At 38.8% G+C, this 25,282-nt stretch carries 29 protein-coding genes; 1 reads left to right on the top strand and 28 read right to left on the bottom strand.

The annotated features are described in order from the left end of the window. From bshB1 to ACIFOT_RS05305, 4 genes are read right to left on the bottom strand one after another with little or no spacing between them, the layout of a single operon-like run. Positions 1-711 (bottom strand): bacillithiol biosynthesis deacetylase BshB1, encoded by a 711-nt coding sequence (gene bshB1, locus ACIFOT_RS05320; protein ID WP_430062630.1) that lies wholly within the window; start codon positions 709-711, stop codon positions 1-3. Next, positions 701-1,120, bottom strand: coding sequence for a methylglyoxal synthase (gene mgsA, locus ACIFOT_RS05315; protein WP_430062627.1), 420 nt, complete (start codon positions 1,118-1,120; stop codon positions 701-703). Before mgsA ends, bshB1 begins: the two co-directional genes overlap by 11 nt. A gap of 10 nt (positions 1,121-1,130) precedes the next feature. After that, positions 1,131-1,934, bottom strand: a complete 804-nt coding sequence (gene dapB, locus ACIFOT_RS05310) for a 4-hydroxy-tetrahydrodipicolinate reductase (RefSeq protein ID WP_430062778.1) — start codon at positions 1,932-1,934, stop codon at positions 1,131-1,133. After that, the gene (locus ACIFOT_RS05305) at positions 1,927-2,283 is read right to left on the bottom strand and encodes a nucleotide pyrophosphohydrolase (RefSeq protein ID WP_430062624.1); all 357 of its coding nucleotides are present in this window, start codon (positions 2,281-2,283) and stop codon (positions 1,927-1,929) included. The genes dapB and ACIFOT_RS05305 overlap by 8 nt, the downstream gene beginning before the upstream one ends. Positions 2,284-2,453: 170 nt before the next feature. Between ACIFOT_RS05305 and ACIFOT_RS05300 the strand changes: the two genes are divergently transcribed. After that, the gene (locus tag ACIFOT_RS05300) at positions 2,454-3,326 is read left to right on the top strand and encodes a YitT family protein (RefSeq protein ID WP_430062621.1); all 873 of its coding nucleotides are present in this window, start codon (positions 2,454-2,456) and stop codon (positions 3,324-3,326) included. Between the two features lie 30 nt (positions 3,327-3,356). Here the strand turns inward: ACIFOT_RS05300 and ACIFOT_RS05295 are convergent, their stop codons facing one another. The 24 genes from ACIFOT_RS05295 to spoIVA all read right to left on the bottom strand — a co-directional run bounded on the left by ACIFOT_RS05295 (position 3,357) and on the right by spoIVA (position 24,919). Further along, positions 3,357-4,037, bottom strand: a complete 681-nt coding sequence (locus ACIFOT_RS05295) for a zinc metallopeptidase (RefSeq protein WP_430062618.1) — start codon at positions 4,035-4,037, stop codon at positions 3,357-3,359. Between the two features lie 60 nt (positions 4,038-4,097). Then, positions 4,098-4,892: a sporulation protein YpjB gene (gene ypjB / locus ACIFOT_RS05290; protein ID WP_430062615.1), complete on the bottom strand. Its 795-nt coding sequence runs from the start codon at positions 4,890-4,892 to the stop codon at positions 4,098-4,100. Between the two features lie 71 nt (positions 4,893-4,963). Next, positions 4,964-5,557, bottom strand: coding sequence for a DUF1405 domain-containing protein (locus tag ACIFOT_RS05285; RefSeq protein WP_430062612.1), 594 nt, complete (start codon positions 5,555-5,557; stop codon positions 4,964-4,966). A gap of 64 nt (positions 5,558-5,621) precedes the next feature. Then, positions 5,622-6,398, bottom strand: a complete 777-nt coding sequence (locus tag ACIFOT_RS05280) for a c-type cytochrome (RefSeq protein WP_430062608.1) — start codon at positions 6,396-6,398, stop codon at positions 5,622-5,624. A 62-nt stretch (positions 6,399-6,460) separates the two neighbouring features. Then, complete coding sequence (gene qcrB / locus ACIFOT_RS05275) at positions 6,461-7,135, bottom strand: menaquinol-cytochrome c reductase cytochrome b subunit (protein ID WP_430062605.1); 675 nt, start codon at positions 7,133-7,135, stop codon at positions 6,461-6,463. Between the two features lie 3 nt (positions 7,136-7,138). Beyond that, positions 7,139-7,642 carry a ubiquinol-cytochrome c reductase iron-sulfur subunit gene (locus tag ACIFOT_RS05270; RefSeq protein WP_263297852.1) on the bottom strand — a complete coding sequence of 168 codons (504 nt, stop codon included), beginning with the start codon at positions 7,640-7,642 and terminating at the stop codon, positions 7,139-7,141. 140 nt (positions 7,643-7,782) lie between these two features. Next, positions 7,783-8,247 (bottom strand): YpiF family protein, encoded by a 465-nt coding sequence (locus ACIFOT_RS05265; protein WP_430062602.1) that lies wholly within the window; start codon positions 8,245-8,247, stop codon positions 7,783-7,785. A 200-nt stretch (positions 8,248-8,447) separates the two neighbouring features. Further along, positions 8,448-9,014, bottom strand: coding sequence for a ReoY family proteolytic degradation factor (locus ACIFOT_RS05260; RefSeq protein WP_430062599.1), 567 nt, complete (start codon positions 9,012-9,014; stop codon positions 8,448-8,450). 186 nt (positions 9,015-9,200) lie between these two features. Then, the gene (locus ACIFOT_RS05255; RefSeq protein ID WP_430062596.1) at positions 9,201-10,466 is read right to left on the bottom strand and encodes a tetratricopeptide repeat protein; all 1,266 of its coding nucleotides are present in this window, start codon (positions 10,464-10,466) and stop codon (positions 9,201-9,203) included. A 24-nt stretch (positions 10,467-10,490) separates the two neighbouring features. Beyond that, on the bottom strand, positions 10,491-11,387 hold the full coding sequence (locus tag ACIFOT_RS05250) for a hypothetical protein (RefSeq protein WP_430062593.1): 897 nt from the start codon (positions 11,385-11,387) through the stop codon (positions 10,491-10,493). A gap of 751 nt (positions 11,388-12,138) precedes the next feature. Beyond that, on the bottom strand, positions 12,139-13,428 hold the full coding sequence (gene aroA, locus ACIFOT_RS05245) for a 3-phosphoshikimate 1-carboxyvinyltransferase (RefSeq protein ID WP_430062590.1): 1,290 nt from the start codon (positions 13,426-13,428) through the stop codon (positions 12,139-12,141). Between the two features lie 26 nt (positions 13,429-13,454). Then, positions 13,455-14,561 carry a prephenate dehydrogenase gene (locus tag ACIFOT_RS05240; RefSeq protein WP_430062587.1) on the bottom strand — a complete coding sequence of 369 codons (1,107 nt, stop codon included), beginning with the start codon at positions 14,559-14,561 and terminating at the stop codon, positions 13,455-13,457. Between the two features lie 36 nt (positions 14,562-14,597). After that, positions 14,598-15,686 carry a histidinol-phosphate transaminase gene (gene hisC, locus ACIFOT_RS05235; protein WP_430062583.1) on the bottom strand — a complete coding sequence of 363 codons (1,089 nt, stop codon included), beginning with the start codon at positions 15,684-15,686 and terminating at the stop codon, positions 14,598-14,600. 28 nt (positions 15,687-15,714) lie between these two features. Continuing rightward, positions 15,715-16,089 carry a chorismate mutase gene (aroH, locus tag ACIFOT_RS05230; RefSeq protein ID WP_430062580.1) on the bottom strand — a complete coding sequence of 125 codons (375 nt, stop codon included), beginning with the start codon at positions 16,087-16,089 and terminating at the stop codon, positions 15,715-15,717. A 16-nt stretch (positions 16,090-16,105) separates the two neighbouring features. Beyond that, positions 16,106-17,176 (bottom strand): 3-dehydroquinate synthase, encoded by a 1,071-nt coding sequence (gene aroB / locus ACIFOT_RS05225; RefSeq protein WP_430062577.1) that lies wholly within the window; start codon positions 17,174-17,176, stop codon positions 16,106-16,108. After that, positions 17,176-18,348, bottom strand: coding sequence for a chorismate synthase (gene aroC, locus ACIFOT_RS05220; protein ID WP_430062775.1), 1,173 nt, complete (start codon positions 18,346-18,348; stop codon positions 17,176-17,178). Before aroC ends, aroB begins: the two co-directional genes overlap by 1 nt. A gap of 165 nt (positions 18,349-18,513) precedes the next feature. Further along, positions 18,514-18,960 carry a nucleoside-diphosphate kinase gene (ndk, locus tag ACIFOT_RS05215; protein WP_335442016.1) on the bottom strand — a complete coding sequence of 149 codons (447 nt, stop codon included), beginning with the start codon at positions 18,958-18,960 and terminating at the stop codon, positions 18,514-18,516. A 97-nt stretch (positions 18,961-19,057) separates the two neighbouring features. After that, entirely contained in the window at positions 19,058-20,020 is a 963-nt protein-coding gene (gene hepT, locus ACIFOT_RS05210; protein WP_430062574.1) for a heptaprenyl diphosphate synthase component II, read from the bottom strand. A gap of 43 nt (positions 20,021-20,063) precedes the next feature. Further along, on the bottom strand, positions 20,064-20,768 hold the full coding sequence (locus ACIFOT_RS05205) for a demethylmenaquinone methyltransferase (RefSeq protein ID WP_430062571.1): 705 nt from the start codon (positions 20,766-20,768) through the stop codon (positions 20,064-20,066). A 4-nt stretch (positions 20,769-20,772) separates the two neighbouring features. Further along, positions 20,773-21,585: a heptaprenyl diphosphate synthase component 1 gene (locus ACIFOT_RS05200; protein ID WP_430062568.1), complete on the bottom strand. Its 813-nt coding sequence runs from the start codon at positions 21,583-21,585 to the stop codon at positions 20,773-20,775. Between the two features lie 186 nt (positions 21,586-21,771). After that, positions 21,772-22,008 carry a trp RNA-binding attenuation protein MtrB gene (gene mtrB / locus ACIFOT_RS05195; RefSeq protein WP_430062565.1) on the bottom strand — a complete coding sequence of 79 codons (237 nt, stop codon included), beginning with the start codon at positions 22,006-22,008 and terminating at the stop codon, positions 21,772-21,774. A gap of 24 nt (positions 22,009-22,032) precedes the next feature. Then, positions 22,033-22,599: a GTP cyclohydrolase I FolE gene (folE, locus tag ACIFOT_RS05190; RefSeq protein ID WP_430062562.1), complete on the bottom strand. Its 567-nt coding sequence runs from the start codon at positions 22,597-22,599 to the stop codon at positions 22,033-22,035. A gap of 149 nt (positions 22,600-22,748) precedes the next feature. Continuing rightward, the gene (locus ACIFOT_RS05185) at positions 22,749-23,021 is read right to left on the bottom strand and encodes an HU family DNA-binding protein (RefSeq protein WP_007084878.1); all 273 of its coding nucleotides are present in this window, start codon (positions 23,019-23,021) and stop codon (positions 22,749-22,751) included. A 419-nt stretch (positions 23,022-23,440) separates the two neighbouring features. Continuing rightward, a complete protein-coding gene (gene spoIVA / locus ACIFOT_RS05180) occupies positions 23,441-24,919 on the bottom strand; it encodes a stage IV sporulation protein A (protein WP_430062558.1) in 1,479 nt (492 codons plus the stop codon). Between the last annotated feature and the right edge of the window lie 363 nt (positions 24,920-25,282).

The raw sequence follows: 25,282 nt of genomic DNA, 5'->3' as shown, positions 1-25,282 counted from the left end.
TTATTCTCCTATCAAATCACGATTCAAAAGGATAGGAACTTTCGTTTTGAAGCCTTCAGCATAATTTACGCCTACCAGCTTGCCAAACATTCTTTCTCTAGCCTCTACTGTTTCAATATAACCGTTCACCAAAGGTGTATCGACGCTATCGTCCGTTTTTTCAAATTGACTTTTATAGGCTCGTAAAGCTGAAAGCTTTTTATCCATAAATCTTGAGATATCAATCGTAAATTCCGGATTATGGAAACCATTAATCATATAAAAATAAACCCTTTCCACGCGGTGGGGCATATTTTCTCTATCTGTCTGGTATTTTTTAATTCCGGCTGAGAAAACCGCTTCCTCGACAAGGCGGGCGCAATTCCCGTGATCGGGATGCCGGTCCTCAAAATAGGGTGCAAAGACAAGTTGAGGCTGGTATGCTCTAATTAATCCAGCAATTTCACGTATGTATTGTTCCTTCTGGAATAAGCCCCGATCCGGAAATCCCAATGAAGTTCGGAACTCTACGCCCAGTATTTCTGCCGCTTGTGCTGCTTCCTCTTTTCTTAAGGTTACGTTCCCGTTGGAAGAAAGATCTGCATCTGTTAAATCACATATGCCTATTCGTTTACCTTCAGATGCTAGTTTAGCAATCGTACCCCCCATGCCGATTTCAACGTCATCAGCATGGGCTCCAAATGCCAAAACATGCAGCTTCTTATTTTCCATTGCTTCCACCATTTTCTTTGACGATATTTCTCCAATCTATTAACCCTTCCTCTAACCCCCTAATTAATAGTTCAGCCGTCCCCATATTGGTAGCAAGAGGTATAGAATACACATCACATAAACGGACAAGTGCGGTAACATCTGGTTCATGAGGCTGTGAAGTCAGCGGATCCCGGAAAAAGAACACAGCATCCATTTGATTTTTGGCAATCATCGCCCCAATTTCCTGATCGCCTCCTAGCGGCCCTGACTGAAACCGGGTAATTGGAAGTCCTGTAGCTTCACTGATTCTTGAACCTGTCGTTCCGGTCGCGAACAATGTGTGCTTGGCAAAAATGGTCTGGTAGGCGGTGGCAAATTGTACCAAGTCGTTCTTTTTTTTATCATGAGCAATTAAAGCAATATTCATAATTTGTCTCCTAATCTAAAATATTTTCAAGACCATAAACAAAATGATTTTGTTTCATGACTGTTTCGACAGCCACCTTCACTCCTGACATAAAAGAAGCTCTGTTATATGAATCATGACGAATTGTTAAGGTTTGTCCATCTGCTCCAAATAAAACCTGCTGATGGGCGATTAACCCTGGCAATCGGACTGAATGGATATGCATACCGTCATAATCAGCACCTCTTGCACCGTTTATAGTTTCTTTTTCATTTGGATGACCTTGCTGTTTTTTTTCTCTAACAGAAGATATCATTTCCGCTGTTTTTACTGCCGTACCAGACGGAGCATCAAGTTTCTTGTCATGATGCAATTCAATTATTTCAACGTCGTTAAAATATTTAGCAGCCATTTGTGAAAATTTCATCATCAGTATGGCGCCAATCGCAAAGTTTGGGGCAATAATACAACCCAAATCTTTTTCCTGACAAATGCGTTCCAGCTCTTCTAAATCATTTTTTGTAAAACCTGTTGTCCCAACCACAGGACGAACATTATACGCTAGAGCAGTTGTTGTGTGGTGCATACCTACTTCTGGTGTTGTTAAATCTATTAATACATCTGCCTCTACATTTTGCAGACATTTTTCGATGTCCCGATATACAGGTACATTATGTATCGATTGAAAGCCATCAATATCACTTAACATAATCCCATCGTATTTATGGTCAACCACTGCAACTAATGTAAAGTGTTCCGTTGTGGATACTAGATTGACTGCTTCACTGCCCATGCGGCCGCGCGGACCGGCAATAACGATTCGGATGTTATTCATCAGACTCATTCCTCATTTCCTCATTAATTCTCGTCCATCTGTTTTTATCTCTCGTATTAAACTTGTTCATAACATAATCGTGGGCCTCTTCAAGATCAATATTTAAAGAATTCGCAAGACAAATAATTACAAACAACAGATCGCCCAGCTCTTCTTCAATTGCTTTTTCAGCTTCTGTTGATTTCTTTGGTTTCTCACCGAAAGTATGGTTTATTTCCCTTGCTAACTCGCCAAGTTCCTCCGTTAGTCTTGCAAGCATGGCGAGGGGACTGAAATAACCTTCTTTAAATTGTCCAATGTATGTATCGACCTCATGTTGAAGGTCTTTCATAGATTTCCCTTTGTCCATTTATCTTCACCTCATTGCTATCATATTTTTCATGTTAGCTAAAAAAAGACTGTTTTACAAATGTTTTCGTTTAAAGCGTTCACTTTACTGTTTAGATTGCTCCAGTTTACTTTATTCGCTATAATAAAAACCGCGATGATAGAGAAAATTATGGAAGAGGAGGTATGTGTATGGTATTAGGCCTTAAATTCAAAAATATATTGTTTATTCTATTAGGGGCAGCCATTTTTTCATTTGGACTTGTAAATTTTAATATGCAAAATAAGCTGGCAGAAGGCGGATTCACAGGGATAACCCTTCTACTTTATTTCCTGTGGAAATTAGACCCATCTTATACAAACCTGCTGTTAAATATTCCTTTATTTATTATTGGATGGAAGCTGCTGGGACGAAATGTTTTTTTATATACGATCATTGGAACAGTCGGGGTCTCCATATTTCTTTGGATTTTCCAACGGTATTCTCTTGAAATGCCATTGAAAAGTGATTTAACCTTGGCAGCATTATTTGCAGGAGTTTTTGCTGGTATTGGGTTGGGGATTATCTTTCGCTTTGGCGGTACTACAGGCGGCGTGGATATTATCGCAAGGCTTGTTCAAAAATATGCCGGCTGGAATATGGGGAAAACGATGTTCATGTTTGATGTCTGTGTCATTGGCTTATCACTGCTTACATATTTAAACTATAAACAAGCTATGTATACACTTGTTGCCGTTTTTGTTGGGGCAAGAGTAATTGACTTTATCGTAGAAGGAGCCTATTCTGCAAGAGGTGCGATGATTATTTCAGAAAAAAATGAGGAAGTCGCAAAAAAAATAATGGATGAAATGGAACGCGGGGTAACGGCCCTAAGAGGATATGGATCGTATACAAAAAGTGAACGTGACGTATTATATTGTGTAGTAGCGAAAAGTGAACTGATCCGTTTGAAAAATTTGGTTACTACAGTAGATCCCCATGCCTTTGTATCAATTTCCATTGTTCATGATGTCCTTGGTGAAGGCTTTACACTAGACGAAAACAAAAAACCAATTCAAACATAAAAGCAATGTCCCCGCCAAGGACATTGCTTTTTAATCGTCGTTCCTATTCATACCTGTAAAAATAAAAACCAATCTAAGTAATTCCAAAACAGCTACGGCAGCAGCAGCTACATATGTCAGAGCTGCGGCATTTAAAACCTTTTTAGCTTCTCTCTCTTCTCCATGACCAATTAGCCTGAGCGCAGCAATTTGGTCCAGCGCACGATTAGAAGCATTGAATTCTACAGGTAATGTGATAAGTTGAAAAAGGACTGCTGCTCCCATGAAAATAATCCCCAATAGCAGCATGCCGCTAAAATGAAAGAGTATCCCTATCATAATAAGGATCCATGAAGCATTCGAACCAAGGTTCGCGACAGGAACCAATGCATGGCGAAAACGCAGGAACGTGTATCCCTTTGCATCCTGTATCGCATGTCCGCATTCATGGGCGGCCACGGCAGCCGCTGCAATCGAATGACCATGGTAATTTTCAGGAGAAAGGCGGACTGTTTTCGACCTTGGGTCATAGTGGTCACTTAAAAAACCTCTACCTTCTTCAACACCAACATTATAAAGCCCATTGGCATTCAAAATTTCCCTTGCAACCTCAGCGCCACGGCGATAGGAAGAGGACGCAACTCGAGAATATTTAGCAAAGGTACTTTTAACCCTCATCTGGGCCCATAATGGGATCAATGCAATAATAATAAAATATAATAGAAATGACATATAGAACCTCCAATCAGCTCTTGGTGCCGGTCTTGTAATAGAAACTGCCGATTAGACTCATCAATCCTTTAAATCTCTTGAACGGTCTTTTTTCATCCCTTTTTCACCTTGATACTTTCTCCAGCCAACATACGATAAAGTCATGATAATGATGCTACCGGTTGATATAATCACCCACCATAAAGAAGGGTCTGCCTCATCCTCTTCCAAATTGGCAAAAAGGTTCTTTAAATCTGTATCGAGGGCATCCAGTTCCTGTCTGCTTTTGTGATCCTTTACAACCTGTGACCTGTATTCATCAATAAAATTTATTCGGGCATCTATTCTTTGAATATTTTCTACTGGTACATCAATTTTCATACTTGGATAGATAACATTATACAAGGATAAAAACGAATTAAAATTTGAATGGAAATGAGCAGAATCACCATTTAGGGCCGCATCCTTTGCTTGATGAAAAGCGGTCATAATTTGGTCTTCCATTTCTGTCCATAATGGTTGATGACTTGTGGCAATTGCATCAATGACAAGACGGAATTTCGTAAGTTTATTTATTCTTTCTTCATATTTCATATTTGGGCTTACAGCAGCTTCCATTGCCTCGTCATGGGAGGTATGAACAATTCTAACCTCATCCATGGTTAAGGGCTGCTCATTACCAGTAATACTAGTGAACTGATCTGAAAAATAATCAAGCAATTTTTTAGCATCTTCGTATCTATGAAACTTCACCATTTGGAGAGCTTCATCGGAAATATCATCAAGCTTCTCCATTGGCGATTGCTGTTTTGCTTGAACTGATATGGGAGTGAGCATCATGATAATTGCTAAAATGACAAACCATTTTATTTTCAATTCTTGTCCCCCCTTTCGTTACTAATTAAAATGTATGAAGGGTTGGACAAGGTTAGACCTGTGATGCCAAACTATTTTATATCGAGTTGAAAACGATTAGCCCGGATACTTAAATAATAGGCAATGCCAATAGACAAGATCGAAAGCCAAAAGGTAAAATATCCAATTTGAGGGATATATTGATCAAGCATATGGTAGCTGGGCAGCATGAAAAAAACATAGTCAATAACATCATTATGTAAGGTCCATATCGCTGTTACAATCAGATGCCACCATTTAAACCGATAAAACGGAGCATATAATAATCCCTGTACCGCCATGGCAAAATGGGAGAAAATCAACATATAGCCAACAAAATCCAGCTCCCCTTGGACAAAAAACACAAGGATGTTCATCACAACAGCCCAGATTCCATATTTAAAAAGCGTTACTATGGCAAGTGATTCTACTAAAGGCCAATTTTTCCTCATTAAAAAAGCTATAAGGACAAAAACAAAAAATAAGCTTGCAGTTGGGCTGTCCGGTACAAACAAGAGAAATTTCGCTGGTGTTTCTTTAAGCTGCCATCCATACCAGTAATATCCATAAATAGTTCCAGCAATATTAATGACTAGTAAAAGTAATAATACATTTCGATTTGCTAAAAAAGGATAAATCCAGCGCACAATGATTCCCCATTTCACTAATTAAGAAAAAAGCTGACGAAAATCGTCAGCTTTTCAATCTTTATTATTTTTTACCAAGGCCTGAGATGAATTCAGAAAGCGTCTTTAACTCTTCGTCTGTACCTTTGAAAATTCCTGGTGGCATTTTGCCGCCTTTACCTTCTTTAGCAATCTTAGCTACTTCAGCAGCAGATAAGCCTGTACCAATGAGTGTCGGGGCACCAGCACCACCTTGGAAACTATCGCCGTGACATGTAATACAGGTATTTGCACTAGCGATTTTGTATCCAGCGCTAGACTTATCAATGTCGACTTTTTCAACAATTTTTCCTTGACGTTCTGCAGCAGCCCAGTCATGTGTTGCAACAGATTCCCAAGTTAAATAGACAGTAGCAGCTAACGCCAAAAGCATAGCACCAGTTGCGATCGGACGCTTTAATGGGCGGCGTTCCGGTCCACGATCAAGAAACGGTGCCAATAGTAATCCTCCAAAAGCAAGTCCAGGGATAATCATTGCCCCAATTACCGTGTACGGCCCGGATGCAAATGTATATTTTAGCAATTGATACAAAAATAAGAAATACCAGTCTGGTAATGGAATATAACCTGTATCAGTTGGATCCGCAATCCTTTCAAGCGGAGCCGGATGAGCAACGGTTAAACATAGATAACCAACTAGAAATACTGCTCCTACCATCCATTCTTTCAAAAGGAAGTTAGGCCAGAATGCTTCTGTTTTACCAGGATATTCTGAGTAATCTTTTGGAAGTTTCGGTTTTCGTGCTTCAGGTGCTAACACACGTGAGTCACCAACGAACTTCATACCTTTACCGCGATGCATTGAGCAATCCCCTCCTTTTTCCGTAAAAATAAGATAAAATTACAATTTCAGCTAATAAATTTTTAAAGAGGTCCTGAGATACCTTGTCTGCGAATCATGATAAAGTGAGCTCCCATTAGACCAAGCAGAACACCTGGCAGGAAGAACACGTGAATCGCAAAGAATCGGGTTAACGTTTGTGCACCAACTATATGTTCATGTCCAGCAAGTAGAACTTTAACATAGCTACCAATAAACGGAGTTGCTTCAGCAATTTGCAGACCTACTTTTGTTGCAAACAACGCTTTCATATCCCAAGGTAATAAGTAGCCTGTAAAACCTAAGCCCAGCATGACGAAGAAAATAAGTACTCCGACAACCCAGTTAAGCTCACGCGGCTTTTTATAGGCACCTTGGAAAAACACGCGCAATGTATGTAAAAACATCATTACAAGTACTAAGCTGGCTCCCCAGTGATGCATTCCACGTACGATTTGTCCAAATGCTACTTCATTTTGAAGGTAATAAACGGACTCCCATGCATTTTTAATATCCGGCACATAATACATGGTTAAAAACATACCGGAGAGAATTTGAATAACTGTAACAAAAAATGTCAGACCGCCAAAGCAATAAACAAACGCTGAAAAATGATGCGCTGGGTTAACATGCTCAGGTACTTCATGGTCTGCGATATCGCGCCACAGCGGCGTAATATCTAAACGTTCATCTACCCAATCGTAAATTTTGTTTAACAATGATTACGCCTCCTTCCGTGGTTCAGCTTTTCCTAGATATAGGAAACCGTCTTTTTCTTTGTATGGATATACATCAAGCGGGTGAAGTGGTGGTGTACCCTTAACGTTTGTACCATCCTTCGTGTAACGGCCATAGTGGCATGGACAGAAGAATTGGTTTGGATGCTCCTTGTCCGTATTCCAGTTAACCGTACAGCCTAAATGTTTACAAGTTGGTGATAGGGCAACAATCTTGTCCCCATTCTTATAAACCCAAGCAGTATTGGTTACTTCGGACTCATACCATGCATCTTTTTGCTTGAAGGTGAAGTCAACCCTTACTGGTTCATCGGTTATTTCAGAAACCTTTTGCTTTGTTGCGATAAAATTTCCGGCACCTTCAGTCTTCAATACTGGATCAACTGCAAATCTTACCATTGGCATCAACATTCCAGCTGCCATGAAACCGCCTACACCTGTTAAAGTATAACTTAAGAATTGACGTCTTGAAACGCGCTCTTTACTCATGCTTATCCCCCCTCTATTAACGAATTTAAGTCCAGCGGACAAAAATTAAACACATATAAAACTAGGACATAACAATGATATATCAATCTGCAGGCAAGGTCAATATCATACTATTTTAAAAACATATAATCTGGATAGTTTTACATATTTTCATGCCATTTTTGCGTAAAGAGAGTTAATAGCTGTTTGACTTGACTGTCGATAATCGTTAATTTTTGCGAATCACTCATTTGGTCAAGCGGTATGGCCGGAAGCCAAATTAACGATCCCTTTAATTTTTCCAAACTTTCTCTCCAATCAATTTCAGAGGTTATATAAAATACGTGTTTGAATTCACTCTGAAAAATGCTGGACTCCCAATTAAGCAGTTCATTAAATACTTTTTCGGTACGATCATTTTTTAAGTATGTAAATGGCGGAAACAAGACTATTCTTCCCGTAAATTGTCTTTCTAAATGAGTTGTTAATAATGTGATAAATTCTGCAGCTGCAGCAGATTGCTTCATTTCACCCCCAACTGAAACCGAATATAAAGGGACAACTGCGGTATCGACATACTCTTTTGCATTCAAGTAGGTCTCTACCTCTTGAGGTATCCATTTCATAGTGTGCACCAACCTTTAAGAATTCACTATTCCTATATTATCATTTTCTCCAAAAACAATAAAATAATAAAGATGCAAAAGAAAAGGCTTTGGACTTGAATGTTGTTTTGCGCTCCAGGCGCTTCGCTTTCCGCTACAATCAACATTGTTTCATAATCAACATTACATTATAAAATAGCAAAAGAAAAAAGAAGCCTGCTTTAACGCAGACTTCCTTTTGGTTCAGACTGATTTAGTATATTTAATTTTTCAGTTAACATTTTAAACGCTTGGCGATCTTGTTTATCTAGTGCTTCATCAATCAATTGGAGAAGCTTTTCACGTTGAAAGCGTTCAATACTGTTTTGCAGCAGCTGTTCAGCAATTATTCCATCTTTCTCATTAACCTGCAGGTGTTTTGGAACAAATGGATTTTCTTCAAGAACCGCTGCATACTGGTGTGCTTGATTTGAGGCATGGAAGTTTAATTGAATAAAAATATCTTCGTCCCGGTTAAGCCGAATATCATGAAAGGATTTTTCAGCATCAGTCGTCATGACATTTTCCTTATAAAAGCGAAACGGTACTTTATCTACACAATGGGTAGACATAATCAAACCTCGTGGACAATACTGTGCTTGCTCAACAAAATGAACCTTTTCCATTAGTTGATCGTGGCTCATTAAATAATTTAGAATCCAAACACATTCTCTTCTCTTTAGTTGATAATGATTTAAAAACCATCGTATAAAGTCCTTTTTCTCGTTGACAGAAACAGGGGTTGCCATGATAGTTTCCCTCCTCTGCAAATTCAGCTTTTTTAATTTTTGGCTGTGTTAGACTTTGCTGTTGATTTTCGCTCCAGGCGCTAAAGCGCCAGTGGGGTCCCCCCTGCCCCGTACTCCCGGAGGAGTCTCGCGCCTTCCGCTCAAATTACCAGAGTTTCAAAAATCAACAATGTCCTTTAACACAGCTTATTCTTTAAAATCAGTTAAACGTTCAACCAAGTCAAGGTATTCAAAATTGGTAGGATCCTTAATTAGCAGCTGTTTAAAAATTTCGGCAGCGCGGTCTGATTTTCCTTCCTCAACTAAAAAATATCCGTAATCTTGTAAAAATGCCTCATTGTTCTTAAAAAAAGTATATGCACTTTCATATTTGTCTAATGCGGATGAAAATTTCTCTAATTTCTCTAAAGCGAGGGCAGAATCCCATAAAAATTGGGGTTCCTCATCCTCAGCAATGTCAAGTGCCGAAATTAAATCCAAAACATCCTCATGTCGTTCTTGTTGAAAAAAAAGCTTATTTAAGGTTAAAGCAGCCTCGGTAAAGCCAGGATCTAAGGCTATTGCCTCGCGAAACAGCTGTTCTGCCTCAGCAGACTTTCCAAGCTTAATAGATATTTTGCCGCCATAGAAAAATAATTCTTTATTAAATTCATCTTGTTTAATGCCTTCTTTAATTGCACGTATGCTATTTTCAAGCTCTTCTTCCCGCTCATATGCCATGGCAAGGTGGAGGTAAAGTGAATGATATTCTGGGTCAAGTTCTTTCAATTCATTGAACTTTTCAATAGCAGTTCGGTTATAACCTGCCTGCAGTGCAGTAAAAGCATAGCCAAATAATGTGTTAATTTCTAACTTTTCATCAAGCGCTTTGTCATAATAGATTAACGCTTCTTCAAAGACGCCAGAAGCACTTAAAAGGTCTGCCATTCTCTGGTGAATATTGACTCCGGCAATCTCACTTTCTTCTGTTAAAACTTTTTCATAAGCAGCCATGGCCTTTCGTATTTCGCCTTGTTCACTATAAAGCTCGCCCAGGGCAAAATCGATAATGATTTCATTAGGCAATATTTCCTTAGCCTTGAGAAGCTTATTTTCACAGACTTCATATAAACCTTGGACTTGATAAAGGTCCGCCAATAGAAGTAATGACTGCCCAAAATTAGCATCTTGTTCTGAAATTTTCTCTAGCATGAGAATGGCTTCTTCCTCTTCCCCCGCTTCAATTAGAATCTCACCTAATAGAACAAGCAGTTCCCCCTCCTCAGGGTACATTTCTAACAGGTTCTCAACAAGAGCCTTGGCTTCATCCAGAAAACCATATTGATACAATTCTTCACTTAGAAGATATTTTTCATCAGGCTGGCCGCTTTGTAGTAAAACATTATATTCATTTAAGGCCTCATTATGTTGGCCGTTTTCTAACATGGAAATAATTTTATTAACTCTGTCCATTGACTTCTACCTCTTCCCCTAAATTTACAAAGAAAAATAAGCTGGGTTTCGCACCTTCACATGTTCTCCATAACCTGGTTTAAATAAAACCTCATCCCCAGACCGAACAACCTTTCCTTTGTGAACTGTAACTACAAGTCTATCACCATGATAATGAAATAAATTTAGTTCATCAACATTCATGATTCCTCTTCCCTTTACATATAAATTATAGCTTAATTCTGTGCCATTCATAAGACTTGCCATATGGGGATAGAGTCCTAAATGATTTAATACGGTGATTGAAAGTGGTTGGTCTTCTTTTAGTTCTTCGTAAAAAGCGGAAATTTTTTCATTTTCCATGATACCTTTCCATTTCGACAAAGTGAAGCCAGCTTCCTTCTTCTTTGACGTAGAAATTATTGGAATTAATGGACTATTAAATGGAAACAAGGCTTCCCTAATCCATCCCCATGGTATATTGGCCAACTCCTCTGGATCTTTAATTTCAACAAAAATGGCAGGTACTTTTTCTTTTTTACATTTTCGTATAAATGACGGTGTTAAAAGACGAACTGGGATTTTTACCGCAATGACAAAGTCAATTGGGCTGCTGAGTAATGTCATCTTTATTTCTTTGATTTTTTCAATTATTTCAGTTTCAAAGGAAACCTGAACAAATGTAATTAGAGTGGTGCATCCTTTTAATAAGAATCGGTCCATTATCATCGTTTTCAAATCCCGAAAGGAAGTATTAGGTGAAATTTTAGAATTTAACAGGACAAAAGAGGGGGTCATGATATACGGTTCAGCATTCATTTTCATCAAACGATAATGCTTGGAACTGCTTTGAATTGACTCGATACGGTCTTCCCTAATGATGAGCGAACAGGTTGTTAACCGCTTGCCTTTAAGGATATTGGCATTTTCAATGATATACATTGTCCACCCACCCTTTAATATTCTCTTAAGACAAGCTATGCGAAAATTCTTAAAACTATGACATTCAAAAAAAGACTGCCGTAAATGCACCTCAGGCTGTTGAAAAACCCTTAGCAGCCTATTATTTTATTCATTCACCCTATCAATGCACCGCATAATAATTCGTTACAACGTTATTGTATATATGTTTTAAACAGGTCTGTTGATTGGCGCTCCAGGCACTTCGCTTTCCGGGGGCGTGCCGGGGAGCCTCCTCGGCGCTTTGGCGCATGCGGGGTCTCCCCTGCCCCGTACTCCCGTAGGAGTCTTCGTGCCTTCCGCGCCAATCAACAGAGTGTTTTTAATAAAGACTTTCAACTCACCTTACAAATAATTAGATTGATTGGTGAAATCAATGTTTAAGCCAAAAGAGTCTAGCCAAAGTGAATAGGAATTTGTATCCATTATTGAATTGGTACCCGGTGACCATCTCTTTCGTTTGATTGATATTTTGATCTTTCGTTTCTTCTAGAAAAGATTGGTCCTTATTACAGTGATGATAATGGACATCGGTTACGGGGATTAAAGAATGCAAGTGAGCAGGCTGCCAAAAAATAAATAAAGATTGCAACACACTTGGCAAGGTAAGAGCGGAAATCAACAGGACCATTTGCAGGGACAATCAATAAATTTGGTTTTTTGATTCTGAAAAAATAAAAATTGCCGAGAAAAATAACTTTTCTCGACAATCCGACCTGCGTAAACGCAGTTTTTAGTTTGTTAGGCTTTTTAAATGTTCAAAGAAATTAGGGTAGGAAACAGCAATCGCCTCTGGATTTTCAAGGAGTACATCACCATCACTGACTAGCGCTGCAATTGCCAGCATCATACCTATGCGATGGTCACCATGGCTGGAGACGGTACCGCCATGTAGATTTGATTTACCGTTAATAATCATTCCATCATCTGTCGCTTCTATCGATGCACCTAATTTTTGGAGTTCGTTTACAACGGTATCGATACGATTTGTCTCTTTTACCTTCAGTTCCTCCGCGTCTTTTATGATTGTTTTCCCTTCAGCTTGTGTTGCCAAGAGGGCAATAATCGGAATTTCATCAATAAGCTTTGGAATTAAATCCCCTTCAATTACCGTTCCTTTTAGACTTGAGGTTCTTATAACAAGGTCACCTGCTGGTTCAAAGGCGTCGCTCTCATTTGAAATAATCTCTAAGTCAGCACCCATATTTTTCAAAACCTCAATAATTCCGGTCCTTGTTGGGTTTAAACCAACATTTTTCAGCACGATTTCACTGCCTGGTACAATAGCCCCAGCAACCAAGAAAAAGGCAGCAGAGGAAATATCCCCAGGAACGTGAATCGTGGCTCCTGTCAGCTTTTGACCACCTTTAACAGTTATGATTTTATTCTCCTTATCAATCATTCCGCCAAATTTCCGAATCATTCTTTCAGTATGATCCCTAGTTTCAGAAGGTTCGATTATTTGAGTAACCCCTTCAGCCTGTAATCCAGCTAAAATAAGGGCAGATTTAACCTGGGCGCTTGCAACCGGAAGCTCGTACTGAATTGGGTTTAATTTTCCTCCGCGAATGGATAAGGGAGTATAGGAACCGCTTTTCCGGCCATCAATCACAGCACCCATTTCCGCCAAAGGACCTGTAACCCTTGTCATCGGACGCTTCCCAATAGAAGCGTCACCCACGAGCGAAGAGAAAAAAGGTCTTCCAGCCAATATTCCCATTAATAAACGAATGGTTGTACCAGAGTTCCCAACGTCTAAGACATCTATTGGCTCTGTAAGCCCCTCAAATCCATTTCCGCTTATGCGGATCAGGTTGTCATCTTCTTCAATGGTTACCCCAAGCTTTCGAAAACAAGAAATCGTACTTAAACAATCCTCACCAGGAAGGAAATTAGTAATCCTTGTCTCACCGTGTGCAATGGAACCAAACATAACTGAACGGTGGGAGATGGATTTATCTCCGGGGATAGTTATTTCACCAATTAACCGATTTATTTTCGTATTAAGTGTTATTGATTTCATGAAATCACCTTTTTAATTAATATAAATTAGGAACCGATGGATGTGGCGTAGTCTGAATATACACGTATACAGCGTTCAGCTCTTTGCCGATCCTCTTCCGTTTGAAAACTAATCACCAGAACCCCATTTATATCTTCACGTGTTTCAAGGATTCGAATGTTTGTAATACTAATCTTTTCTTTTGCTAAAAATCCTGTTATTTCGGAAATGATACCTGGATAATCCGGTACGTCTACATATAAATCGTAAAAAGCCGGAATTGCACCCTTTTCTTTTATAGGTAGTCCATCACGGAATTGCTTTGCTTGGTAAAAATAATCATAAATGGCAGTGCTATTTTCTTTTTCTAATAGCGTTTTAACCCATTCCATTTCATCTTGCCACTGATTTAACAGTTCAATTAAATTTTCTCGATTGTGTAAAAGGATGTCTTTCCACATCTCTGGACTGCTTGAAGCAATACGGGTGATATCTCTAAATCCCCCTGCAGCGAGGCGGGGGATCAGACTGTCTGCTTCCGACAATTTTTCAGTTTGGCGGACGATTGAGGCAGCAATGATATGGGGAAAATGACTGACAATCCCTGTAAGGTAATCGTGATTTTGCGGCGTTATCGTTAAAAACTTGGCATTTGTTCCCTTTAACCACTCTTTAAGTAACATTACCTTTGAATTTTCAACATACTCCCCAGGTGTTAATAGATAAAAGGCATTTTCAAATAAAATTTCTTTTGCTGCCGACACACCACTTTTATGTGAACCAGCCATTGGATGTCCGCCAATAAAAGTAATTCCTTGTTTCTTTAAGCTGATGGCATTTTCGACAATTTTTCTTTTCGTGCTTCCTGTATCCGTTACAATCACATCCGGGTTTAATGAAAGCTTTGAAAGTGATTGAATAATGGTTTTAGTATCATTTACTGGGGCTGCAATAATAATCAAACTAGCGCCATGGGCCCCATCCTCAATATCGGCAGCAATTTCATCTATTACTCCGAGCATTTTGGCAAGTCTTGCTTGTTCACTATTTATGTCTAAGCCTATAATGGTTGCTTGAGGATGCTCTTTTTTTATACAAAGAGCCAAGGAACCCCCAATTAGGCCTAAGCCAATGACGAATACACGGCCATTCAAAAATAATTCCTCCCCTATACCAAAAGCCGTTCTGCGTTAATTCTCAGCAAGAAAATTACTTAGTGCTTTTAGTACCCCTTCATTTTGTTCAGGAAGGCCAACCGTAATTCTAACTGAGGTTGGAAACCCTAAGGCTTTACCTGAACGAGTAATAAATCCTCTTTCTAGTAAATATTGAAAAACCTTGTCCCCATCCACTTTAAAATCAATTAGTATAAAGTTGGTTTGTGATGGATAATAACTCAATTTGTTTTCATCACAAAACGTATAAAATTGAGCAAGGCCCTGTCTATTCTTTTCTTTACATTCCTCAACAAATTCCTGATCTTTGATTGCAGCAACTGCTGCCAGCTGGCCTAAAGAGTTAACATTAAACGGCTCTCTTGCAGGTTCTAGTGCTTTAATTATTGATGAATGTGCAACACCGTACCCAACCCTTAAGGCAGCAAGTCCGTAAATTTTTGAAAAAGTTCGGAGCACGATAACATTTTGGTACTTCCGTGTTAAACTTATGGAATCATAATAGTCATCAGCAGAAACATATTCATAATAAGCTTCATCAACAACCACTAAAATATGCTTTGGCACTCTTTCTAAAAACGAGATTAATTTATTTTCAGGAATGTATGTACCTGTTGGATTATTAGGACTACATAACCAAATGACGTTTGTTTGTTCATCAATTGCCGAGATCATTGCTTCTAAATCATGATCACCATCTTTTAGAGGAATCTCTTTAATAATGGCTCCTTCTATAATTGCATTATGCTTATATTGTGAAAAAGTCGGAGTGGCCATTATTGTGCTTGCATTTGGATGCAGGAGGGCCCTTGAAATCATTTGAATGATATTATCTGAACCATTTCCAAAAATCAGCTCATCCTCACCCACTTCTAAAAATGCAGCTAGTTCTTCTCTTAAATTTGCTGCATAACCATCCGGATATATGGCCAAATTGTTAGATATCGATTGTAGCGACGGAAGCACCTTTTTAGAGCATCCAAACGGATTTTCATTTGAAGCAAGCTTTACAATTTTATCTAGATTATATTGTTTCTTGACTGACTCTATTGGTCTTCCAGGCTGATAAGGAGTCAGTGTAAGTAGTTGCTCTTTCCATCTCATATTTATCCACCCCATTTGGTTATTTCTTTTATAATGCCAAACTATTATCGAGATCAGGTCTTAAAACCTTTGCTTCATTTAAATAAACATGAAAAATATCTTTCTGATTTTGATTTGTATTGACATGCATCATGACACGGATGCACATTTTTAACGAGTTTGGAACAGGGATTTCCCTCATACACATTACAGGTACGTAGGTCCACCCCTCAAATTTTCTCATGGCCTTTGCAGGAAATGCTGCTGTAACGTCCTCTGTAGTAGAAATAAATACGGATGCGACGGTATCAGGTTGAATTTGATTCACCTCAATGATTTTAGCCAAAAGTTCTTCAGTAGCTGTAACAATTGCCTCTTCAGTATTAGCTGTAACCGTCGTCGCTCCTCTCACCCCTCTGAACATGAAAAACCCTCCCTGTTTAAAAGCTTTTAAGCTCCTCTAATAATAATTTATCTGAAATTTCACGAAGAATCGGTGTCCCCAAATGCTCGAGCAAAACAAAACGAATAGTTTCGCCGACAGATTTTTTATCCTGCTTCATCTTATTTATTAAATTATCGTACTTTAAATGACTAGGGATTTTAGTTTCATACCCAAGCTTTTCTACCCAATTTACAAATTCCATTAAATTGAATGATAGTCCGAGCAGCTGCTGGCTTAATTTAATTGCAAAAATCATCCCAATCATTACGGATTCCCCATGAGTAAAATTCCCATAACCCATTTCAGACTCAATTGCATGTCCCAGCGTGTGGCCTAGATTCAAATAAGCACGAACGCCCGTTTCACGTTCATCCTGACTGACAAATTCATTTTTAATTTTAATCCCTTTTATTAAACATTCAGACAGCTGTTCAATCGATAGTGTGTTTAAGTCATGAACATTTTTTTGAAGCCAATCATAAAATTCCGCATCAAAAATAAGGGCATGTTTAATAACCTCAGCAAACCCAGAGCGAATTTCCTGTGCTGGTAATGTTTTAAGAAATTCTAAATCATAAAATACAGCCTCAGGCTGATGAAAGGCCCCAATCATATTTTTCCCGAGTGGATGATTGATAGCAACTTTTCCGCCCACTGCACTATCATGAGCTAAAATAGTTGTCGGAATTTGTATGAAAGGGATTCCCCTCATAAATGATGCAGCCACAAATCCTGACAAATCCCCCACTGCACCGCCGCCAAGAGACAAAATAAGCGATTTTCGGTCAAGGCGGTTTTCAAGGGCAGCAGATAATGCATTATAATAGACTTCAAATGTTTTTGCTTTTTCACCGCTTGGTGCTGTAAAAACGATAGGATCCCACGATTGTAGAGTAGTGAGTAACTTGTCAAGATGAAGCTTGGCCACAGTTTCATCTGTCATAATTAATATTCTTGTTAATTGTGGAAAATGATTGGATATGAATGATTCCAGGTCTTTTCTAACACCTTCTCCAACAAAGACATTATATTTTTTAGACTCTGTTTGGATGTGTATCTTTTCCATTAAAATTCCCTCGCATACTCACGCTGCCTTTTAATTTCATCGGCAAAGGTTTCAAATCTATCACTGTAAAATTGTTCAATAAGAGCATTTGCCAGCTCCCATGCAACAACACTCTCAGCGACAACTGCAGCAGCAGGGACAGCACAGCTGTCAGATCGTTCAATGCTGGCAGCAAACGGCTCTTTCGTTTCGATGTCAACGCTCATAAGCGGTTTGTAAAGAGTTGGGATTGGCTTCATTACTCCGCGGACAACAATTGGCATTCCAGTTGTCATCCCACCCTCAAAGCCACCAAGGCGGTTTGTTTTGCGGTAATACCCAAGTCCTGCTTCCCATCCAATCTCATCATGCACTTCACTTCCGGGCTTCCTGGCGGCTTCGAATCCAATACCGAATTCGACACCTTTAAAAGCATTTATACTTACGATTGCACCAGCTAGTTTGGCATCCAATTTTCGATCATAATGAACATAACTGCCAACCCCGGCAGGCATGCCTGTTACGATTACCTCTACTACCCCGCCAATTGAGTCGCCATTTTTTTTGGCCTTATCAATCGCATTCATCATTTTTTGCTCCACATTTGTGTCCGCAACCCGAACAGGTGAATTTTCGGTCCGCTCCTTCAACGTCTCTATTGATAAGGATTCATCAGCTTGGGCTTTAACTCCGCCAATTTCAACTACATGTCCAACGATATTTACACCAACTAAAGACAGTAGTTTTTTGGCAACAGCACCAGCAGCAACTCTTACGGTTGTTTCGCGCGCAGATGAGCGTTCCAGCACATTCCTCATGTCACGATGTCCGTATTTAATTGCGCCATTTAAATCCGCATGACCAGGACGGGCCCTGGTTACTTTTCGTTTAATTTCGTCTTCTTGACCTTCTTCTAATGGTTCAGCTCCCATTATATTTGTCCAATGCTTCCAGTCATTGTTTTTAACGACTAATGCAATAGGTGATCCAAGTGTTTGTCCATGCCGAACTCCTGAGACGATTTCGGCGGTATCTTTCTCGATTTGCATTCTTCTTCCTCGGCCATACCCCTTTTGTCTTCTAGCAAGCTCCTCATTAATGTCCTCGGATAATAATGGCATCCCAGCAGGAAGACCTTCTAAAATAGTCGTTAATTGTGGTCCATGGGATTCACCAGCGGTTAAGTACCTCATTCCCATTCTCTTTCCCCCTTCAACTCATTAAAGATTTATGTATCAATATAACATATACAGCGAAATAAACATAGTGGAACTATTCCGAAAATAGAGATAAATTTTTTGTATGCGGATACAAAAAAGCACTTGTATTAATTATACAAGTGCCCCGTCAAATTTAAATTAATAAATCCATTCGTTTACTAATTTTGTATACTCAACTAATCCAGCTTCTTTAAAGAATAAACCGATTTCACGCTCTGCGCTTGCAGGTGAATCAGAGCCATGAATAACATTTTTACCAACAGTAAGTCCAAAATCACCGCGGATGGTACCAGGTGCTGCATCCTTTGGATTTGTAGAACCCATCATTTGGCGGGCAGTTGCAATTACGTTTTCACCCTGCCATACCATTGCAAAAACAGGACCAGATGTAATGAAATCAACTAATTCACCAAAGAATGGACGTTCCTTGTGTTCACCGTAATGTTCTTCGGCTAGTTCGTTTGGAATATTCATTAATTTTGCTCCAACTAATTGGAAACCCTTTTTTTCAAAGCGCGCAACGATTTCACCGATTAAATTACGTTGTACGCCGTCTGGTTTAACCATTAAAAATGTTTTTTCCATGAATTCCACTCCTAGTTCGTTATGTATCATGATTGTTACTTAAAACAATCCACGAAAATATTATCATTGTTTTGAATATTTGGCAAGCTGATGTCAGCTAGAATTTCCGCCTCCCAATGAATTTGGCAATATCACGAAGGGTTTTTTTAGCTTTATTTTCTGGCAGCTCTTCTAATATAGCTAATGCCTTATCTAAATAATGATCACTTAAGGCAATAGATTTTTCAATTGCACCAGACTTTTTGATCAGATTAATAATTGGGGCAATATCTGAAGGACTCATATGTTCATTAACCTTTTCTATTTCACCGCGAAGCTTGTGATTTTCCATCGCATACAGGGCAGGTGCTGTAATATTCCCTTGTAATAGGTCACTGCCTGCAGGCTTTCCTAATTCCTTTTCAGTTGCCGTAAAATCCAATATATCATCAGTAATCTGAAAGGACATGCCCACATAATAGCCAAATTGGAATAGCTTTTGATGGATGGATTCTTCAACATCTGCTGCGATGGCACCCAGTTGGCAGCTTGAAGCGATTAACAGCGCTGTTTTTCGCTTTATTCTTCGGAGGTAATCCCGGATATTTTGATTATAGCGGTATTTATCTTTAATTTGTTGAATTTCACCTACTGTTACTTCAACTATGGTTTCTGCTAATATTTTATGCGCTAACGGTCTTTCAATATTGGTCATTAATTCAAGGGCGAGTGCAAACACAAAGTCACCCGTATACATAGCAGTCTTGTTATCCCATTTTGATTTAACGGTTGGCTTCCCTCGACGAATATCAGCGTCATCAATGACATCATCGTGAACAAGGGATGCCATATGAATTAATTCTAGAGCAACGGCCACATTTTTCATTAATTCTATATTGTATTGACCAAATTTACCAGCAAGCAAAACAAAAACAGGACGAATTCTTTTTCCTCCGGCTTGTAATGTATGCATAGAAGCTTGTCTTAAAAGAATAGACTCTGATTGGATAGTCTCTTCCAGCGTTTTTTCAATTATGTTAATATCCGAATTCAAAAATGAATACATCATTTTTAATTTCATTTGTATTCACCCAGCTTTTCATCCTGTCTTTCGTACAATTAAATTACTTCTTTTTGCCAATATGAACTGCAGCTGCACCGCCGCTGTAAGATCTATAATTGACATCATTAAAGCCTGCCTGTTCAAACATACGTGCAAGCTCTTTCATCCCTGGAAAATCGCGTGCTGACTCCTGGAGCCATGAATATTCTTTGTAGCTTTTCGCAAATAACTTACCAAATATCGGCATAATAAAGCGAAAGTAAAAATAAAAAAGCTGCCTATACCCGATTAAAGTTGGCTGCGATGTTTCCAAACATACGGCAATTCCCCCTGGTTTTACTACCCGGTACATTTCTTTTAAAACCTGAAGGTAATCAGGAACGTTTCTTAGACCAAATCCGATCGTCACATAATCAAAACTATTATCCTCGAAGGGAAGTTCCATCGCATTCCCATGAATAAGTTTTACCTGATTTAACTTAAGTTGTTTAACTTTTTCAATCCCTACATTCAACATATTTTGGCTAAAATCCAAGCCAGTAACTTCTCCAGACGGTCCAACAGCTTCTGCTAAGGCAATCGTCCAATCAGCAGTGCCGCAGCAAACATCAAGCGCCTTTGAACCAGGCTGAACATTCATTTTCTTCATTGTGTCCATTCGCCATTTGATGTGCTGCTGAAAACTGATTACTGAGTTCATTTTATCATAGCTGTCAGATATTTTTTCAAATACATTATGAACTCGTTGTTCTTTCGATTGCTGCATATATTTAACCTTCTTCCACAAAAGTTTTGGCATATGGCTTGTGCTGGTTCAACAAAATGTTAATTCTTTTTTCAAGTAAATCATTTAAGTAAGGAAGCTGCAGGAGCCCTTTTTCGATGACTTTTTTTGAAAGTTCAAGATAATGATCAACTATTTTCAATAACTGCCTTTGCTGCTCATTTGATAATTCTTTAATCTTAAATTCATTCATTGGAAAAATTATTCTTTTCAAAGCATCGAATAAGACTGAGCCTTCTTTTTGTTCAAAATGCCTTTTTTCCTTAAGAAGCCGTTTAAAAAAGAAAAGGTTAGCAATGAAATCATTCCACAAATCGACTTTAAAATATTCAGATAGTTTAGCAAGTAATGCACTTTCGACCACCTTAATACTTGCCATTACCTTTTCAATTCCCTCAGATTCATGATGATAGACAGATATCTTATGCTCATTTACTTCTTTAATCCCTTTGGAAAGGGCTTTGATCATCAAAATATCTTCTGAATCCGCGAGAAGCTTATAATATAAACCACTAAAATAATCTCCAGCTAAAACAGTGAGCTGACGGCTTTTTTCGGCCTCAGGTGAATTTATAATATGTTCATGGGTATCAAGGGCGATTTGGATTAACATGGTGGACAATGCATAGTTTTCTAATTCACTGAAAGAGAGGTTCAGACGGTCCATGATAGATATAAGGATAAGCAGCTTATCCTCGTCAATCACCGGAATATTAATATATTTGTGCAAGAATGCATCAAAAACATTTTTTTCAACCTTCTCTAGAATAACTGTAAATTTTTGTTGAATATCTTGCATTCTAATCACCCTTGCTTCCCCGAAGTAATATATCTATATGTATTCTTATTTCCTATCCGCAAAGTAAAATTCATGTCCCAAAGTATGAAAAAGAATCTTTTTATTATAAAAACAAGCCAAACATGATTATAACACAAAAGACGTGTACTGAGCAGGAATTCACAAATTAATAGGAAATAGTCTTGCTTATTTCTTCATTTCGCTTTCTACTTGGCCATATTGGGTAAGTATTGTTGCATTTCCCCTTATTTTTATTGCCGAAGTATGCTCGGTAAATTGGGCGATTAAAACCTCACCTTTATCAAGCTTCTCTGAATGATGAAATCTTGTATCTGACCCTCGCGTTAAACCGATTACGCTGACACCATCATCAAGCGCCTTAATAACCACATACTCACTATTTTGTGAATTGCGCTTTTCCACATTAACACCCCTAATTTTGACTACTTAATATTTAATTAACGAAAGTACTTCTGAACGGGCAATGGAATCATCGGCAAGATTTCCACGTACGGCGGTTGTAACAGTTTTTGAACCAGGCTTTTTCACGCCGCGCATCGTCATACACATATGCTCTGCTTCCACTACAACCATAACGCCATGCGGTTCTAATTTCTCCATCATGCTGTCCGCTATCGTGGCTGTAATTCTTTCTTGGAGCTGTGGTCTTTTTGCAACTGCCTCTACCGCTCTAGCTAATTTACTTAAGCCTGTAACACGTCCATTTTTCGGAATATACGCCACATGGGCTTTACCAAAGAAGGGGACTAAATGGTGTTCACACATTGAATAAAACGGAATATCTTTCACCAAAACTAACTCTTCGTGATCCTCACTGAAGATAGTCTCAAAATGAACTTTTGGATCCTCGTTTAATCCACTGAATACTTCTTCATACATTTTTGCCACACGTTTAGGTGTATCAAGCAGTCCTTCTCGATTTGGGTCTTCACCAATAGCTTCTAATATCAAACGTACCGCCTCTTCAATTTGGGCACGGTTCACTTCTGTCATACTGAATTCCTCCTATATCCGTCAAAAATAAAATGACAAATACATATTAGCATAATCAGTAAACTTCAAGCAAAAAATAGAAAAAGGCCATGGGATTTCACCATGACCTTAGCTCTTAAGCGTTCGCTTAAAGCAATAAATTTATGTAATTATTTTACTGCGTCTTTAAGCGCTTTACCTGGTTTGAAAGCTGGTACTTTGCTAGCAGCGATTTCGATCTCATCACCTGTTTGTGGGTTACGACCTTTACGCGCAGCGCGCTCACGTACTTCAAAGTTACCAAAACCGATTAATTGGACTTTATCACCATTTTTTAAAGCATCTAAAATCGCATCAAAAACAGCATCAACTGCTTTTGTAGCGTCCTTCTTAGAAAGCTCGCTAGCTTCAGCTACTGCATTAATAAGTTCTGTCTTGTTCATGCCATTCACCTCCTCCCAAAGAAATTATCAAGATTCGTAAATAAGATTACTTATCTACATTTCTAAACAATTTTTCTAATTTCTATACGTCATAGCAAGGTTTTCTTACTAAAGTTATACAAATTAGCCTCTTTTTGTGGCTTAAATCTATTTTTTTAATAAAAAACCTTATGAAATAAAGGTTTCAAGCACTATAACGTAATTCTGTTAAAAGATTATCATAATCAAAACCGCATAGCAAGAACATTTCATGAAATTATGGTAATCTTTTCTTTCGTTCTACAAAATTCTACTTTACTGGGCTAATATTCCATATTTTTAGCGAAAAATAGAGGCCCTAATAAACTAAGTTGTTGATTTGCCTTTAACAAAGACAAAGACAAAGACAAAAAAAAGACTCCAGGTTGGGAGTCCACAGCTTAAAGGATGATGGCAATTAGACCGCCAGATCCTTCGTTTATAATTCTTTCTAATGTTTCTTTTAATTTATATCTGGCGTTTTCCGGCATTAAGGAAAGCTTTGCATGAATTCCTTCGCGGACAATAGAGCTTAAGGAGCGGCCAAAAATATCTGAGTTCCAAATGGACAGCGGGTCATCCTCAAAGTCCTGCATTAAGTAGCGGACAAGCTCCTCGCTTTGCTTCTCTGTGCCAATAATTGGGGCAAACTCTGATTCAACATCGACTTTTATCATATGAATCGAAGGTGCTACAGCCTTTAATCTCACTCCAAAGCGGGCACCCTGGCGAATAATTTCTGGCTCCTCAAGGCTCATATCAGAAAGTGTAGGAGAGGCAATACCGTATCCAGTCTGCTTCACCATCTTTAAGGCGTCGGCAATGTGATCGTACTCTCCTTTTGCATGAGCGAAATCCTGCATAAGCTCCAAAAGATGATCTTTACCTCTAATTTCAACTCCGACGATTTCTTTTAAAATATCATCATATAATTCATCAGGTGCGATTAAATCGATTTCAGCAATACCTGAACCCATTTCAACCCCGGCGAGCCCAGCTCTTTCAATATATTCAAACTCACTGAATGACTGCACCACACGATCCACATCTCTTAATCTCTTGATATCTTTTACCGTCTCCTTAACTGCTTCTTGATAACTTTCACGAAGCCAATGATTTTCTCTTAACACCATGACCCAGCTTGGAAGATTTACATTCACCTCAAGAACTGGGAATTCATAGAGTGCTTCGCGAAGGACATTGAGAACATCACTTTCCCGCATGCTTTCAACACTCATCGCGATGACAGGAATATCATACTTTTCAGATAAACTTGATCTTAATGTTTCTGTACTTGGATGGTAAGGCTGTGCACTGTTTACCACCATAATAAATGGTTTTCCTACTTCCTTCAGCTCTTCGATGACTCTTTCCTCTGCTTCAATGTAATTGCTTCTAGGGATTTCGCCAATAGACCCATCGGTTGTTACAACAACCCCAATCGTGGAATGCTCTTGGATTACTTTTCTCGTGCCAATTTCTGCTGCTTCATGGAATGGGATTGGCTCTTCATACCATGGAGTATTAATCATCCTTGGCCCATTTTCATCTTCATAACCCTTTGCACCCGGAACCGTATAGCCGACGCAGTCCACAAGCCTAATATTCACATTTAAGCCCTCATCAACATGAACAGTAGCCGCCTGATTTGGTACAAATTTCGGTTCTGTTGTCATGATGGTTTTCCCAGCAGCGCTTTGCGGAAGTTCATCGAGTGCCCGGGACCTTTCTGCTTCACTGTGTATATTCGGTAAAACAACGAGCTCCATAAATTTTTTTATAAACGTCGATTTTCCTGTTCGTACTGCTCCTACTACTCCTAAATAAATATCGCCGCCTGTTCTTTCGGCAATATCTTTAAATAAGTCGACCTTTTCCAAGTGATCCCCTCCCGATCATTGAGTAAAGTGGGATAATTTCATCCATTTAGGTATTTTTGGACAGTATATGTTTATGACGTTGTCCTATCCTGTTATGACTCTTTTCAAAAAAATTTTTACCCCCTTCTTATAAATTCCACAATTTAATTAACTATCTGTAGTGTCTGAACGTTTGAATTTATGGAGGGTTTCTATCTATAGTCACGGATATGGGCTAAATGCCATATCGTAATTTTTTATGCAAAAAAACCCTTCTCCTAAAATATATTTCATAGGAAAAGGGTTATGACAATTTTTAAAAGCGGAAGTGGCTTGAACAAAGGAAAAATGCAGTTCATTTTTTCCTGGGCGCTGGAGCTAGAT

The sequence above is a fragment of the Neobacillus sp. NRS-1170 genome (genome assembly GCF_050468025.1).
Note: the sequence above shows the minus strand (reverse complement) of the source record. Positions and strands in the feature narration are given on the sequence as shown.